This is a genomic window from Nocardia sp. NPDC004860, from assembly GCF_040609015.1.
Classification (GTDB): domain Bacteria; phylum Actinomycetota; class Actinomycetes; order Mycobacteriales; family Mycobacteriaceae; genus Nocardia.
Genome location: NZ_JBEXJI010000002.1, coordinates 701,203 through 716,178, shown reverse-complemented (window position 1 = coordinate 716,178; position 14,976 = coordinate 701,203). Strand labels below are relative to the sequence as shown.

General features: G+C 69.6%; 15 protein-coding genes. 6 read left to right on the top strand and 9 right to left on the bottom strand.

Annotated elements, in window-relative coordinates; translation table 11 throughout:
- Position 1: 1 nt before the first annotated feature.
- Positions 2-1,282 (bottom strand): aminotransferase class V-fold PLP-dependent enzyme, encoded by a 1,281-nt coding sequence (locus ABZV44_RS07375; RefSeq protein WP_354833014.1) that lies wholly within the window; start codon positions 1,280-1,282, stop codon positions 2-4.
- Positions 1,283-1,410: 128 nt separating this feature from the next.
- Positions 1,411-1,986, bottom strand: a complete 576-nt coding sequence (locus ABZV44_RS07370) for a DUF2599 domain-containing protein (RefSeq protein ID WP_354833012.1) — start codon at positions 1,984-1,986, stop codon at positions 1,411-1,413.
- Positions 1,987-2,223: 237 nt separating this feature from the next.
- Between ABZV44_RS07370 and ABZV44_RS07365 the strand changes: the two genes are divergently transcribed.
- Positions 2,224-2,682, top strand: a complete 459-nt coding sequence (locus ABZV44_RS07365) for a hypothetical protein (protein WP_354833010.1) — start codon at positions 2,224-2,226, stop codon at positions 2,680-2,682.
- A 90-nt stretch (positions 2,683-2,772) separates the two neighbouring features.
- Here the strand turns inward: ABZV44_RS07365 and ABZV44_RS07360 are convergent, their stop codons facing one another.
- Positions 2,773-4,503 carry a GMC family oxidoreductase gene (locus ABZV44_RS07360; protein ID WP_354833008.1) on the bottom strand — a complete coding sequence of 577 codons (1,731 nt, stop codon included), beginning with the start codon at positions 4,501-4,503 and terminating at the stop codon, positions 2,773-2,775.
- Positions 4,504-4,603: 100 nt separating this feature from the next.
- Between ABZV44_RS07360 and ABZV44_RS07355 the strand changes: the two genes are divergently transcribed.
- Positions 4,604-5,281, top strand: coding sequence for a MerR family transcriptional regulator (locus ABZV44_RS07355; protein ID WP_354833006.1), 678 nt, complete (start codon positions 4,604-4,606; stop codon positions 5,279-5,281).
- Positions 5,282-5,301: 20 nt separating this feature from the next.
- Here ABZV44_RS07355 and ABZV44_RS07350 read toward each other — a convergent pair whose 3' ends face one another.
- The 4 genes from ABZV44_RS07350 to ABZV44_RS07335 all read right to left on the bottom strand — a co-directional run bounded on the left by ABZV44_RS07350 (position 5,302) and on the right by ABZV44_RS07335 (position 9,664).
- Positions 5,302-6,672, bottom strand: coding sequence for a family 1 glycosylhydrolase (locus ABZV44_RS07350; protein WP_354833004.1), 1,371 nt, complete (start codon positions 6,670-6,672; stop codon positions 5,302-5,304).
- A gap of 322 nt (positions 6,673-6,994) precedes the next feature.
- Positions 6,995-8,317, bottom strand: coding sequence for a family 1 glycosylhydrolase (locus ABZV44_RS07345; RefSeq protein WP_354833002.1), 1,323 nt, complete (start codon positions 8,315-8,317; stop codon positions 6,995-6,997).
- A gap of 7 nt (positions 8,318-8,324) precedes the next feature.
- Positions 8,325-9,134 (bottom strand): class I SAM-dependent methyltransferase, encoded by an 810-nt coding sequence (locus ABZV44_RS07340; RefSeq protein WP_354833000.1) that lies wholly within the window; start codon positions 9,132-9,134, stop codon positions 8,325-8,327.
- Between the two features lie 11 nt (positions 9,135-9,145).
- A complete protein-coding gene (locus ABZV44_RS07335) occupies positions 9,146-9,664 on the bottom strand; it encodes a hypothetical protein (protein ID WP_354832998.1) in 519 nt (172 codons plus the stop codon).
- A 108-nt stretch (positions 9,665-9,772) separates the two neighbouring features.
- On the opposite strand from ABZV44_RS07335, the gene ABZV44_RS07330 reads away from it, so the two are divergent.
- From ABZV44_RS07330 to ABZV44_RS07320, 3 genes are all read left to right on the top strand, one after another.
- On the top strand, positions 9,773-10,531 hold the full coding sequence (locus ABZV44_RS07330) for a hypothetical protein (RefSeq protein WP_354832996.1): 759 nt from the start codon (positions 9,773-9,775) through the stop codon (positions 10,529-10,531).
- Positions 10,532-10,647: 116 nt separating this feature from the next.
- Positions 10,648-11,097 carry a helix-turn-helix transcriptional regulator gene (locus ABZV44_RS07325; protein ID WP_354833139.1) on the top strand — a complete coding sequence of 150 codons (450 nt, stop codon included), beginning with the start codon at positions 10,648-10,650 and terminating at the stop codon, positions 11,095-11,097.
- Positions 11,098-11,181: 84 nt separating this feature from the next.
- Positions 11,182-11,925 carry an aquaporin gene (locus ABZV44_RS07320; RefSeq protein WP_354832995.1) on the top strand — a complete coding sequence of 248 codons (744 nt, stop codon included), beginning with the start codon at positions 11,182-11,184 and terminating at the stop codon, positions 11,923-11,925.
- Here ABZV44_RS07320 and ABZV44_RS07315 read toward each other — a convergent pair.
- Positions 11,922-12,893, bottom strand: a complete 972-nt coding sequence (locus ABZV44_RS07315; protein ID WP_354832993.1) for an aldo/keto reductase — start codon at positions 12,891-12,893, stop codon at positions 11,922-11,924. The genes ABZV44_RS07320 and ABZV44_RS07315 overlap by 4 nt on opposite strands.
- 88 nt (positions 12,894-12,981) lie before the next feature.
- Positions 12,982-13,731, bottom strand: coding sequence for an IclR family transcriptional regulator (locus ABZV44_RS07310; RefSeq protein WP_354832991.1), 750 nt, complete (start codon positions 13,729-13,731; stop codon positions 12,982-12,984).
- 206 nt (positions 13,732-13,937) lie between these two features.
- Here ABZV44_RS07310 and ABZV44_RS07305 point away from each other — a divergent pair, with 206 nt between their 5' ends.
- Positions 13,938-14,975, top strand: coding sequence for an NrtA/SsuA/CpmA family ABC transporter substrate-binding protein (locus ABZV44_RS07305; protein WP_354833137.1), 1,038 nt, complete (start codon positions 13,938-13,940; stop codon positions 14,973-14,975).
- The last annotated feature ends 1 nt before the right edge of the window (position 14,976 follow it).

Here is a 14,976-nt window from a genome sequence, read left to right as displayed (position 1 = left end):
GTCAAGAGACCTCCTCGGCAATCGTGGCGACACACTCGGTGAACCGGTCGATCTCGTCGACGGTGTTGTAGACATGGGTGCTGACCCGCACCGAGTCCTCGTCCATCGGCACATCGTCGGCGGGCACACAGTGCGCACCGGTGCGCACCAGGAACCCGAGCTCGCTCAGCACGAACCCGAGATCGGTGGCGCTGATCCCGTCGAGGGTGAAAGACACTATCCCGTAGCCGGTTTCGCACGGCGCATGCGCCGGACCCGGCAGGAACTCCACACCCGGGATCGGGCGCAATCCCGCGATCAGCCGCTGCGTCAGCGCTCGATTGTGGCCCGCGACGACATCCAGGCCCAGGTCGTCGAGCACCTCGAGGGCAGCGCCGAGCGCGAGGATGCCGGGGATGTTGTGGGTGCCGCCCTCGAGCAATTGCGGCATCGAACCGGCCAGCAGCCCCGAATCACCCAGCGACACCGCCGAATTGCCGCCCGGCAGAAACGGTGTCAGTTCATCGTGGCGCCGCCGGCGGCAGTACAGCACCCCGGTCCCGGGCGCCCCGAACATCTTGTGCGCGGAGAACACCGCGAAATCCGCGTCCAGCTCGGCCACCCGCACCGGCAGATGCCCGCCGGACTGGCTGCAGTCGAAACACAGCGCGATCGCCGGATCGATGCGCCCGCGCAACTCCTCGAGGGTGGTCAGCGCCCCGAACACATGATGCAGATGCCCCACGGTGATCAGCCGGGTGCGCGGGGTGATGCGCGCGGCCACATCCTCGACATCGGCCTCGCCCAGCTCGGTGACCCGGTAGGGCACCAGCCGGATCGTGCGCCCGAACCCGCCCAGCAACCGCCGCAGATGATGCCACGGGTACACGTTCGAGGCGTGATCGCGTGGGCTGTAGAGGATTTCGTCGCCGTCGCGCAACGTGGTCAGCCCCCACGACAGCGCCACCGCATTGAGACCGGCCGTGGACCCGCTGGTGAACACCACCTCATCCGCTGCGGCCCCGATGAATTCGGCCATCCGCTCGCGCACCGTCTCGATGCGATGGGTCAGGCTGCTCGCCCACGGGTAGGTGCCGCGTCCGGCATTGGCGGTGCGTTCACTGTGATAGCGGTGCACCGCGCGGATCACCGGCAGTGGCTTCTGGGTGGTGGAGGCCGAATCGAGGTAGATGTTCGAGGTTTCGGTCAGCGCGGGGAAGAGCCCGCGCAGAGGTGTGCGCGCCGGTCCCCGGGCGGCGGCGGGCGGCGTGGGCGTAGAGGTCGCGGCTGCGGAAGCGCGCACCGGAACCCTCCCTCCCAGGAGTTCGCGCTGGACGTCACCAACGATACGCACATTTGCCGGTGCGCTCGAAGGTTCTCGCGGGCAACCGCTTTCGTCGGTACGGCTTCGTTACCGCATCGAACGACCGCTCAGCGGTCGGGTCCGCCCGGATTGCACAGGGCCGCCACGGTCGCGTCGTACCCCACCGCGGGCCGCCACGGTTCGAGATTCCAGCTGGTCTTGTCCGGTTGGACCACTCGTGCCCACTCCCAGTGGCAGCGGAACTGGTCGTACATGCCGGGGGAATCGGCGTCGGGCGTGGAGGTGAGCACCTCCTGCCAGGCCCGCCCCAGCGCGGCGGGGAAGGTGTCGGAGCGCCCGGCCTGGGTCGGATAGACCCGCAACCGGCGGCCGTCGGAATCGTCGGACCACTGGGCGTGGTCGATGAGCGGCTGATCCGGGAACGGATCCGCCGCCGGCACCCCGGGCGTGGTCGGCGACGGATTCGCGATCGGCGCGGACGAACCGGTGGGCTGGGGTGTGTCGGTGGCCTGGGCGGAGGCGGTGGGCGGGGAACCGGCGACGGTCGAGGGGTGCGGCGCCAGCGTCAGCGAACTCACCACCACCGGCGGCGAATCCTCGGCCGCCCCGCAACCGGTCAGTACCAGTGCCAGCGCGAGCACAGGTGGGCCACCCGCGAGCTTCCAGCGCCGCCGCATGGGCATTCGCCCCTTTCTTCCGATCCGTCGGGCCTGGATCCGACGCTACCAGCGGAGATTACGCACATACCGTACTCGCGAGTAGATAGGAACTTCGGCGTTCCGAGTCCGCCCGCGCTGGTGCATTGGCCCAGACAGCACCTACGATGTCACGCGCAGGGCGGTTCGTGAAAGACAGGACCGTCCGGCACCCTTGGTACCGGATGGTTGCTGACTGGCAGGGGAACAATGAACGCCGCGACTGTGAAATTGCTTGTGTGGGAGTGCGACAACACCCTGTGGGACGGGGTGGTCTGCGACTCCACCGCAGGCGCGCTGCGCGCCGAGGCCGCGCGCTCGCTGCGCATCCTCAACGAGCGCGGCGTCATGCACGCCGTCGCCTCCCGCGGCGAATGGGCCTGGACGGTAGAGCAATTGCGCCGCCACGGCGTGGCCGAGCGCTTCGCCGCCGTCGAGGTCGGCTGGGGCCGCAAGTCCGCGGCCATCACCCGCATCGCCGAAACCCTGGGCGTGGGCCTGGACCAGGTCGGCTACATCGACGCCGAACCGCTCGAGCGCAGCGAGGTCGCCCACGCCCTGCCGCAGGTGCGCTGCTACGCCGCCCGCCACGTGGATGTGCTTGCCGCGCTGCAGGAATTCCGCGCTCCCGTCGGCGACGTCCCGCCGCCCACCTCCCCGATGGCCCACATCCACGCCCGCTGACCAGCGCGCTGTCGCCGGCACCGACCAGCGCGACGTCACAGGCCCGCCGATCGGAAACGATCGACGGGCCTGTGCTGTAGCCGGTGTGGATCAGGCGGGGGTGGATTCGGTCCCGCCGCTGCGGATCTCGACGATGGGCAGTATCAGCGCCGCCGGGGCGGTCGCCGGGACCATCGGCTGCACCGGTGCAACGGGTGCAATACGGGCGTAGCCCGCGGCCTGCGACGGGCGGGTGTCGGCTTCGCCCTTGTTGGGCCACAGCGCCGCCGCGCGCTCGGCCTGCGCGGTGATGGTCAGCGACGGGTTCACGCCCAGGTTCGCCGAGACCGCCGCACCGTCGACCACGCTCAGGGTCGGATAGCCGTAGACGCGGTGGTAGGGGTCGATGACACCGTGGTCGGCGTCCGCGCCGATCGCCGCGCCGCCCAGGAAGTGGGCGGTCAGCGGGATATTGAACACCTCACCCCAGGAACCGCCGGCGACACCGCCGATCTTGTCCGCGACGGCGCGGGTGACCTGGTTGCCGACCGGGATCCAGGTCGGATTCGGTTCGCCGTGGCCCTGTTTGGAGGTCAGCTTGCGCCCGAACAGGCCCCGCTTGGTGAAGGTGGTGATGGAGTTGTCCAGATGCTGCATGACCAGCGAGATGATGGTGCGCTCGCTCCAGTTGCGCACCGACAGGAACTGCAGCAGCGTCAGCGGGTGTAGCAGCACCGTCCACAGGAACCGCAGCCAGCGCGGGATCTTGCCGCCGCCGTCGACCATGAGCGTCTGCAGCAGGCCCATCGAGTTCGAGCCCTTGCCGTAGCGGACCGGCTCGATGTGGGTGTCGGGGGTGGGGTGGATCGAGGAGGTGATGGCCACGCCGCGGGTGAAGTCCACATCCGGGTTCACCTTGCGGGTGGCCGCGCCCACGATGGACTCGGAGTTGGTGCGGGTCAGCACGCCCAGCCGCGGCGAGAGCTGCGGCAGCACGCCCTTGTCGCGCATGGCGAACAGCAGCTGCTGGGTGCCGCGGGTGCCGGCGGCCAGCACCACGTGCTTGGCGGTGTAGGTCTTGGGCTGTTTGCGCAGCCAGGCGCCGGTGCGCTCGGTCTCCACGTCCCAGGTGCCGTCGGGCAGCGGTCGCACGGTGGTGACCGTGGTCATCGGGAAGACCTGCGCGCCACCCTTTTCCGCCAGGTACAGGTAGTTCTTGACCAGGGTGTTCTTGGCGTTGTGGCGGCAGCCGGTCATGCACTCGCCGCATTCGATGCAGCCGGTGCGGTCCGGGCCCGCGCCGCCGAAGAACGGGTCGGGCACGGTCTTGCCCGCCTCGCCGAAGAACACGCCGACCGGGGTCTGCACGAAGGTATCGCCCACCCCCATGTCCTCGGCGACCTGCTTGAACACCTCGTCGGCGGGGGTCATGTGCGGGTTGGTGACCACGCCGAGCATCTTGCGGGCCTGGTCGTAGTAGGGCATGAGTTCGTCGTGCCAGTCGGTGATCTCGCGCCACTGCGGGTCCTGGAAGAACGGGGCCGGAGGCACGTAGAGGGTGTTGGCGTAGTTCAGTGAGCCGCCGCCCACGCCCGCGCCCGCGAGGATGAGGACATCGCGCAGCGGGTGGATGCGCTGAATCCCGAAGCAGCCCAGCTTCGGCGCCCACAGGAACTTGCGCAGGTCCCAGCTGGTGTCGGGAAGCTGGTCGTCGGCGAAACGCTGACCGGCCTCGAGCACACCGACGGTGTAACCCTTCTCGGTGAGGCGCAGTGCGCTCACACTGCCGCCGAATCCTGACCCGACGATGAGCACGTCGAAATCGGTGTCGCGTTGGGTCATGGATTCTCCCTTGTCGTCGTCGACAGTGTGGCGGCGGTTACGCTAATGCGGACAGTTGTAGCTGTCAACGTCCGTCGACAGTGGTATCTATGCTGTTCGGGTGGATCGATACAGCCGCCTGCAACTCGCCGAACTCAGCGGTGTGGCCGCCCGCACCATCCGGTATTACCACTCGGTCGGCGTGCTGCCCAGGCCCGGCCGGGCCGGCAAGGAAGCTGTCTATGGTCCCGAACACCTCGAACGGCTGCACGCCATCACCGCCATGCAGGCGCGCGGGCTGCGCCTGGACGCGATCCGCGAGGTGTTCGAGGCCGAGGTACCCGGCGACGGCGACTGGCGTGAGGTCTTCGATCCGCGCTACAGCGCCGAGGCCGACACCGGCACGATCCTCGACGACGAGGCCCTGACCGAACTGCTCGGCGATCGCCGCCCCGAGATCCTCGACGATCTGCTCGCCGCGGGCTACCTCGAGCGCGCCGGCGAGCGCTGGCGGGTGCCCGAACCGGCCATGCTCACCGGAGCGCTCGTCCTCTACGACGTGGGCACCGACATCGCCCTGTCGGGCGTGCTGCGCAAGCTGATCCGCGCCCATATCGCCACCCTGGCCGACGAGATGATCCGCGTCGTCCGCGAGGCCGCGGGTGCGGAGTACAGCGGCGAGGGCGTGGACCTGGATCTCGATCGCTTCCGCGACCGGTTCCGGGCCGCGGCCCGGGAGGTCGGCGGGGTCACCCTGGTGGAGGAGATCGAACGCGCGGTGCGTGAACTCGACCGCTGAACCCCGCCGCGGCGGCTGTGTCAGGGCGCGGGGGCCGGGACAGCGCTGGGGACGGTGACGGGGGAGTCGCAGCTGGCGGGCGGATCCACCAGGTGGCAGTCCGAGGGGAGGCGCACCGGCTCGTAGCCGGCGGGCACGCCGCCCGCGGTGATGATCTGGCGGTAGGTGCCCACGGCGTCGGTAGGCTTGCGGGTCAGGCTGGGATCGGTGAGCACGTCGACGGTGTAGAGGCCGAAACGCGGTGTGTAGGAACCCCACTCGTAGTTGTCGGTGAGGCTCCAGTAGTTGTAGCCGACCAGGTTCATGCCGTCGGCCTTGGCGCGCTGCAGCCAGTAGACGGTGTCGCGCAGGTGATCCGAGCGGGTGTAGCCGTCGGCGCGGGGTTTGCCGTTCTCGGTGGGCATCCCGTTCTCCACCACCCACAGCGGCTTGCCCGGGAACTTCTGCGAATAGTGTTGCAGCGCGTAGTAGATGCCCTCGGGCCGGATGGGCAGCTCCCACATCCCGGGCGGCGGGGCGGCCGAACCGTCGGGCAGGTTGACGGCATTGGTCTTCGGCGGCTCGAGGCCGAAGTAGTAGTCCACGCCGATGAAGTCGAGCTTGTCGCCGATGCGGTCCATGAGCGGGCCGTTGACCTGCGACTCCGAACCGGCCACGTACCCGACGTTGCTGGTGACCAGCGCCTTGGGCTGCACCTGGTGGATGTAGTCGTAGATCTGGTTGTGCACCTGGGCGACCTTGCCGAGCATCTGGTCGGCGTCGGTGTCGTTCTGGCGCACCTCGTGCATGATGTAGGCGACCGGCTCGTTCACCGTGACCCACACCGGATTTCGCGAGGCGTAGCGGTCGACCACCTTGCGGGCGTTGGCCAGCCAGTCGTCCACCATGCCGGGATTGCGCCAGCCGCCGCGCTCGGCCTCCCAGCCCGGATACACCCAATGGTCCAGTGTCAGCATGGGTTCCATGCCGTTGGTCACGATGTCGTCGACGAGCCGGTCGTAGAAGGCGAACCCGTCCTCGTCCCAGACCCCGGGCTCGGGCTGCAGCCGCGCCCATTCGATGCCGATGCGGAACACCTTCGACCCCAGGCTCGCGGCCAAGGCGACGTCACCGGGGTAGCGGGAGCGGAAGTCGATGGCGTCGCGGTAGCGGTCCCAGCCGGGATTGGCGTCGATGTAGCGCATCCAGTTGCTGTCGGGCGCATGCCCCTCGGACTGGAATCCCGATGCGGCCACGCCCCACAGGAAGTCCGGGCCCAGGCTGCCGCGCGAGCCGGCCGCGGCCGCGGGCGGGGGTGTGGCCGGGGTGGCGTAAGCGACGCTCGCCACCGGGAGCAGCATCGCCGCGGCCGCGAGCCCGGCCAGGACGAGGCGGTGCAGTCGTCTGCGCATCGGGGCTCCTCCTCCGGGACGGGTGGTCGGAATGTCCCGAATCGGAGCGTAGCTGCCGGTTAACTGAATTTCGGGGCAGCGGCGGGCGTGTCGCGCTGTGCGACCGGTCTCCCCGAGCCCGGATCGGTGTCCGGTTTTCCGGTCCGGAAAACCCGATCGGGGCCGTCACCAGCCACTTTACCCGTCTGCGCGCGGTATGAGGTGGCGGTGCCGGTCGGTGGACGCCTACCGTTTCGAGTCGTACCGGCCTGTGGCCCAAGCAGTTCCACGAGGGGGAGTCGCAGTCCGGCACAACCAGCCGGCTGTCGAGTGTGTTGCGGAGTCAACGGGGCAGGGTGACCGGGTCGGCGCAGCTGTCGAGGGCGTCCACCAGCGAGCAGGACGCGGGCGGCCGGGTCGGCAGGTAGCCGGCGGGCACGCCGGAGTTGTGGGTGATGGCGCGGTAGGCGTCCACGGCGTCGGTGGGGCGGCGCGTCAGGCTCGGATCGGTGCGCACGTCCACCGTGTAGAGGCCGAAACGTGGTGTGTAGGAACCCCACTCGTAGTTGTCGGTGAGACTCCAGTAGTTGAAGCCGATGACGTTCATGCCGTCGGCCCTGGCCCGCTGCAGCCAGTAGACGGTGTCGCGCAGGTCGTCGGCGCGGGTGTAGCCGTCGGCGCGGGGTGCGCCGTTCTCGGTGGCCATACCGTTCTCGACTATGTAGAGCGGCTTGCCGGGGAAGCGGTGGGCGAAGTGGCGCAGCGTGTAGTACAGGCCGTCGGCCTGCAGCGGCAGCTTCCACAGCGCCGAGGAGGCGAAATTGGTGTACTCGGCGGCGGTGTCGGGCGACAGACCGTAGTAGTAGTCGATGCCGACGAAATCCAGCTTGGCCGCGATCGCATCGAGCATGGCGCCGTTGACGATCGGGTCCGCGGCGGGCACGTAGGCGACATTGCTGGTCACCATCGCGTCGGCCTGGCGGGCGTGGATGTAGTCGTAGATGCTGTTGTGCGCCTGCGCGAGTCGCGCCTGCATGGCCGGTACGTCGGCGGCGGGCAGCCCGCCGTTGCGGACCTCGTTCATGAGGTAGGCGAAGGGCTCGTTGATGGTGACCCACATCGGATCGTCGCCGGCGTAACGGTCGACCACCGTGCGCATGTTCGCCAGCCAGTCCTCGACCATGCCCGGATTCGCCCATCCGCCGCGATCGGCTTCCCATCCCGGGTACACCCAGTGGTCGAGGGTGATCATCGGCCGCATCCCGGCGGCCCGGATGGCCGCGATCACCCTGTCGTAGAAGGCGAATCCGTCCGCGTCCCACACCCCCGGCCGCGGCTGCACCCGCGCCCATTCGATGCTGAGCCGGTAGGTGTCGACGCCCAGATTCGCGGCCAGCGCGATATCGGAGGCATACCGGTCGTAGAAGTCGACGCTGTCGCCGTAGCGGTCGTCATCCGGGTGGGTGTCCACGTACCGGCGCCAATTGCTGTCGGGCACACGGCCTTCGTTCTGGAACCCCGCCGCGGCCACACCCCAGTGGAAGTCGGCGCCCAGTGCGGGCAGGTCCGCTGCCGCGGGCACCGCGCCGGCGGGAGCGCCGGTCGCGAACAAGGCCGTGGCGGCGGCCAGGATGGCGACGGCATGGCGGCGGGAGTGCGTGCGCATGGGCTCCTCATTCGGCGGGCAGCGAATCGGGCAGGCGTCCGGCATTATTGCCGACGCGCGCCCACACAACCCGAGGTTCGACCGAATAGTCCGGTCCGGGCGCGACGCCGAGATAGCGGGAGGCTAACGCGCCCGCGGTCAGATCCGCCAAAACCACCCACCCCGTGTCGCGCAAGAGCCGTTCGACACCGGTCGAAGCCTCCGGCGGCATATCGAAGACGATCTCCGCACCGCCAGGACACTGCGACAGCATCCGCAATACCGACTCGACCGCCCGGCCCTGGCAGTGGGTGAAGCCACTGGAGCCGAGGCTTCCGCCGCCGATACGACGCCGCCGCATGCCCGGCACTTCATGGAGACCATCGAATCCCGATGCGCGCCGGGCAAAGTCGGCCGCCTCGCGCGCCGCCGCCTCGCCGCATCCTGCACGAGTGCCCGGATCCTCGGAGCGCGGATCCGCGAGGACGATGACGAACACGGACTGCTCGGGACGGAATCCCGGTGTGTGTCGCGGGATTTCCGCGATGCCGGCCCCGGACGCCGCGTCGTTGCGCGACGAGACGGAGCGGGACCGGCCGAAATCGTTTGTCGCCGCGTTGCTTTCGAAATCCTCGGCGGTGGCTCGGTAGACGTGGAGGCCGAGATAGGGATTGTGGCCGGCGAACGTGTCCAGTGCCGTGCCGAACACCACCACCTGGCGCGTCCCGGCGGAGACGGCGTCGGCGAGCCGATCCTCGGCGTAGCGCTGCCGGGCGGCCGCGAGCAGCCGCCGGCGCGCCCGGTCACAGCGGGCGCGCGGGGTCTCGGTGGCGGACACGGCGAGGACGCTCACTCGGCGGGCTGGTCGCCGTGCGGATTCGGGCCCCAGCCCGGGCGGCCGGGGCCGCAGTGCTGCGGGTGGTCCGGACCGCCCGGTTGCCCGGGCCCGCCGAAGGGCCGGCCCGGAATCTGCGGCATGCCGGGCATTTTCGCCCAGTCGGGCGGCTCCGGCATGGGTGGCAGCTGTGGCATCTCGGGCCTGGGCGGGATCGGCGGCGCCGGCGGGATCTGGATGCCCGCGGCGGGCCCGCCGAAGCGCTGGAACGCGGCTTGGCGTGAGGTGCCGAAGATTTCGCCGATCTCGGCCCAGGTGCGGCCTTCCTCGCGGGCCTGGCGGACCAGGGAGCGCAGCACATCGTCGACGACGCCGTCGAGGCTGCGAGCCGCGCGCAGTGCCGCCATGACCGACGGCGCGGGTTTGCCGTCGCCGGGCCGCAGCACCTCGGCGACGAAATCGGCATTGGTGGACAACAGTTTTGCCAGGACCGCGCGTTCGTCGGCGGGGTCTCTGTGCCGGGGATCAGTCATATGTCAATGCTGCCTTTACATGAAATCTCCTGTCAAGAAATGATTTACACGCTCGCGGATACTGGTCATTAGCTGAAAGAGGGGCGGCGGGTTTGCCACACCTATAACGTGGTCGTCAGAGATCAGGAGGTGCTGGGTGAGGACGCCGACGACATGACCGATCCCGAGAGATCTGCGGCCGAGCACGAGCTGTTCGAGCTGGTCCGCAAGGCCGGATTCGAGGGGCCGGCCTGGAAACTGCTGGCGGACAGTCTGGTTCGCCACGCATTGGCGGTGCTGGGGCCATGGGTGCGCACCGGCTGGATTTTCTCGGCGGCCGAGCAGAAGCGCATGCCGCTGCGCCCGACCACGCAGGAACGACTGCTGGTGGAGACCCGCTTCGCCGAGGACTTCGTGCAGGAGACCATCACCCGCGCGCTGGAGCGCTTCCGCCGCAATGCCCGCGACGGCGACGGCTGGAATGCCGACGGTGGCCTCAGCCTGGGCAGCTACTTCATCGGCGCGTGTGTGCTGGCCTTCGTCGAGCACTTCCGCCGCAGCCGCCGCACCGGTGACCTCTATCAGTTCCGGGCCGCGGCCTCGGTGACCATCGTGACCGAGGACGGCCCGGACCTGATGGAGGTGCTGGCCTCCACCGAGGACGTGGCCGGTGCGGTGGTGGACCGGCTGGCCTTCCGCAGCCGCCTGGCCGGGCTCGGCGACCGCGACCGCGGGCTGGTGTGGGGCAAGGCCATGGGCCTGACCGGCCGTGAAATCCAGCACCTGTTCGACTTCCCGTCCGTGAAGGCGGTCGAACAGCGCTGGGCCCGGCTGAAACGCGACCAGGGCTGGATGACCGGCCTCGACAGCAAGGAGGCGGCCGAATGAGCCCCGACCACGCCCCGGACCCGGTGGCGCGCGTCGCCGAGCTGCTCGAGCGGTCCTCGCTGAACGAGCCCGCGCTGCAACGGCTCTACGCCCGCATCCCGCACCGCGCCGCCGAACTGCACGCCACCCCGGCCACCGCCCCCGCGCCCGCGTCCGGATTCGCGGCCCGGCTCAACAGGCTCTTCGAGGTCGTGCATGCCCCGGGCGAGCGCCCGCACACCAACTCCGAGGTGGCCGCCCAGCTGACCGCGTGGGGCCACCCCATCTCCAAGCCCTATCTGAGCCAGCTGCGCTCGGGCGTGCGCACCGATCCCTCCCGCGAGACGATCGCCGCGCTGGCCCGCTTCTTCCGGGTCCGGTCGGCCTATTTCGCCGACGACGCCTACACCACCGCTGCCGACCGGGACTCGGACTTGATCGCCCGGCTGCAGTTCCACGGCCTGCGCAAACTGTCCACGCGGGCCTTCGATCTGAGCGAGGAGTCCCAGAACCTGCTGACCGCCATGGCCGATCGCCTGCGCGTCACCGAGGGGCTGCCCGAGGTGGGCGGCGGCGGGGTCGATTGATCGCCGAACCCGGCCGCGCCTGATATACGAGATATCTTGCGGCGACGCGGTGCTGCGCAAGCGCCGGTCTGTCACTGTGTCCGGGTGCCGAACCGCGACCGTCCGCTGATCGATCCCGCCCCCGACACCGTGCCCGCCGAGGCCGGAGTGTCGCTGGGGCGGCGCTCGGTGGCCGAGTTCGCCGGAACCGCGGCGCTGGCGGCGGTCGTGATCGGTTCCGGGATCGCGGCCGAACAGCTCTCGCCCGGCGATCTCGGACTGCAGCTGCTGGAGAACTCCACCGCCAGCGCCTTCGGCCTGGCCGTGCTGATTCTGGCGTTCGGCCCGATCTCGGGCGCCCACTTCAATCCCGTGGTGTCACTGGCGGATTGGCTGGGCGGACGGCGGCGGCACACCGGGCTCGGCACCCGGGAACTGGGAGCCTATGCGGCCGCACAGTACGCGGGCGCGATCGTCGGCGCCCTGCTGGCCAACGCCATGTTCGACCGCACTCCACTGCAGATCGCGAGCCACCATCGCGTCACCGGCGGCCACCTGCTCGGCGAAATCCTCGCCGCCGCCGGCTTGATCGCCGTGGGCGTCGCGGCCGCCCGCCACGGCCGCGGTGCGAGCGCCGCAGCCGTGGCCGCCTACCTCGGCTCGGCCATCTGGTTCACCAGTTCGGGTTCCTTCGCCAACCCCGCACTCACCGTGGGCCGCATGCTCTCCGACTCCTTCACCGGCATCGCCCCGGTCTCGGTGCCCGCGTTCGCCGCGGCCCAGATCGTCGGCGGCCTGGCCGGCTCGAGCCTGATGACCCTGCTGTACCGGCCGGCCGGGGCCGACTAGGGGTTGCGCGTCGTCGAGGGGACCGCGAAGGAAGTGCGGTCGCCCGACCAGCCTTCGGGCGGGACCAGCTTGTCGAGTTCGGCGAGATCCTCGGCACCGAGCTCGACCGCGGCGGCTGCCGCATTCTCCAGAATGCGCGCCGCACGGCGGCTGCCGGGAATCGGCATGATGTCCGGTCCTTGTGCCAGCAGCCAGGCCAGCGCCAGTTGCCCGGCCGAGATGCCCAGGCGCGCGGCCAGGTCCCGCAGCGCCGCCACCTGTGCGAGGTTCTCGTCGAGATGCTCGCCCTGGAAGCGCGGGTCGTTGCGTCGGAAGTCGCTGTCCGCGACCGTGGCCGAATCCAGTGTGGCAGTGAGCAATCCGCGTCCGAGTGGGCTGTAGGTGACGATTCCGACCCCGAGTTCGCGTGCCACCGGGACGATATCGCGCTCGGGCGCGCGCCACAGCATCGACCACTCGAACTGCACCGCCGCGATCGGATGCTCGGCCACCGCCTCCCGCAGTTGCTGCGGGGTGGCCTCGGAGATGCCCAGGTGCCGTACCTTGCCGGCCTTCACCAATTCCGCCATGGCTCCGACGGTCTCGGCCACCGGCACCTCCGGGTCGATCCGGTGCAGGTAGTACAGGTCGATCGTCTCGCGCCCGAGCCGCTGCAGCGATTCCTCGCAGTACCCGCTCACATGCTCGGGCCTGCCGTCGAGTCCCACGCCGGTCTCGGTCCGCACGATCCCGAACTTGGTGGCCACCAGGGCGTTCGTCCCCGCCAGCGCCTGCCCGACCAGCCGCTCGTTGTGCCCGCGCCCATAGCTCATCGCCGTATCGAACACGGTGATTCCCGCCGCCGCCGCGTCCCGGATGGCCGCGGCGGACTCCGCGTCGTCGGCTGCCCCGTACCCCTGGGAGAACCCCATGCACCCCAGGCCGATCGCCGACACCGTCAAACCATTCCCGAGCCGCTGTTCACGCATGCCGCCCATCGTGTCAGCCGCGCCCGCCGTCCACCAATCGGAACTCGAATGAAATCCATTGATTGCCAGATGGATCGGTGCATCGGGGTCAGTCGGCGGCGGTGAAACGGGCGGCGATGTCGGCGGCGGTGATCTTGGCCAGATCGACCAGGAACGGGAGCCGTTCGGGAATCATGAGCGTGGTCGTTCCGCGCAGCCCCAGCGCGAACCGGCAGGGCGCGCCGGGTGTCAGGATGGGCACGGCCAGCGTGCGGAAGCCCGGATCGAGCTCCTCGTCGTTGTAGGCGTAGCCGCGTTCGCGGGTGCGGACCAGCTCGCGCCGGAGTTCGGCCGGGGTGGAGACGGATCGGGCGGTGCCCTCGTCGTAGGGCAGCGCGGCCAGCTCGGCGTCGCCGGCGTCGTTCCATGCCAGCAGGGTCTTGCCGAGCGCGCTGGCATGCAGTGGCAGCCGGACGCCCTGGAGCCGGTGGCCGTCGGTGTCGCGCCAGCGGCTGGTGGCCAGCAACACGGCGTGGATGCTGTGGCGCAAGGCGATCGAGACGCTGGCGCCGGTGGTCGCGGCGAGCTGTTCGAGCGCGGGTTCGGCCAGATAGATGCGGTGCTGGCGATAGGCGATCTGACCGTACCCGGCCAGTGCGCCGCCCATGCGGTAGCGGCCGGAATCCTCGCTCTTGTCCAGGAATCCGGCCTGCACCAGCGCGGTGAGCAGCCGGTGGGTGGTGCTGACCGCCAGTCCCTGCTGTCGTGCGACCTCCGAGACGCCACGCTCCGCACCGTCGCGGAAGCAGTCGAGGACCGACAGGGCACGGGCGACGGTCTGCACTCCGGAGGCTTCCACGGTTGGGACGGTAGCACGGCGTGCCGGTCCGGCAGACCCGAGCTTTCCACTATTCGGAAAGACGAAAGGGAAATGGCCATAAGTCCTTCGATGGAGGCCTGTCAACCCTTCCAATCCCCGGAATGGATTACCTCGCTCCGGTCGCGTGGGATCCCTACTGTCCCAGGGCATCGCTGGACCGTTTCCGAATCGAAGAGGTGCCCACCATGTTCCGCACGCGCCGGCCACACCGTTGGCGTCACGCCCTCGTCCTGGCCCCCGTTGTCGCCCTGCTCGCCGCGTGTGGCTCCGGCTCGACCGGCACCGGTTCCGGTGAGGTGGTGCTCAAGGTCGTCGACCCGGGCAATGCCGGGCCGCTGGCCGTCGGCAAACGCGACGGCACCTTCGACAAGGCGCTCGCGCCACTGCACGCCCGCGTCGAATGGGTCACCACCACACCGGGTTTCAGCTCCATGCTGAAGCTGTTCAACACCAGGGAGCTCGACGTCTCCGATGCTGCCTTCAGTCCGGTGGTGGGCGCGCTGTCCAAGGATGTCGCCGTGCGCATCGTGTCGGTGTCCGATCCGGCGGGCAAGGATCAGAGCGGCATCCTGGCCGCCCCGAACGCGGGGATCCACTCCGTCGCCGATCTGGCCGGCAAGCGGGTCGCGGTGAATCCGGCGGGCAAGGGCGAGTACATCCTGCTGCAGGCCCTCGCACAGGCCGGGGTGCCCGCCGACCAGGTGACGCGAGTCCCCTTGCAGCAGAAGGACGCCGCCACCGCCTTCGCCACCGGCAAGGTCGACGCGTGGGCCTCGTTCCTGGTGCCCTATCAGGAGGCCAAGGCCAACGGCGGCGTCGAGATCGCCACCGAGCAGTCCATCGGATCCAAGGACAACACGGTGTTCGTGTTCCGCACCGAGGTCGCCGACAAGCACCCCGACATCGCCGCGAAATTCCTGCAGACGGTGCAGCAGCTCACCACCCAGCAGCGTGGCAATCCCGCCGACTTCCAGAACGTCTTCGACAAGACCGGCCCCCGCGCGCTGAGCGGCCCGCGCCTGACCGACGCCATCCGCCTGGGCGGCGAGGCGACCGTGCCGCACCTCCCGACCGACAGCGACGCCGCCGACCTCGCCACCATCGTGAAGCTCTTCCGCGACAACGGCGTCATCTCCCGCGACATCACCGCCGGCGACATCTTCTACGACCTGAAATCCAAACTCACCCCGGAGCAGCTGGCCGGGCTGCAGCCGGGACGCTGAC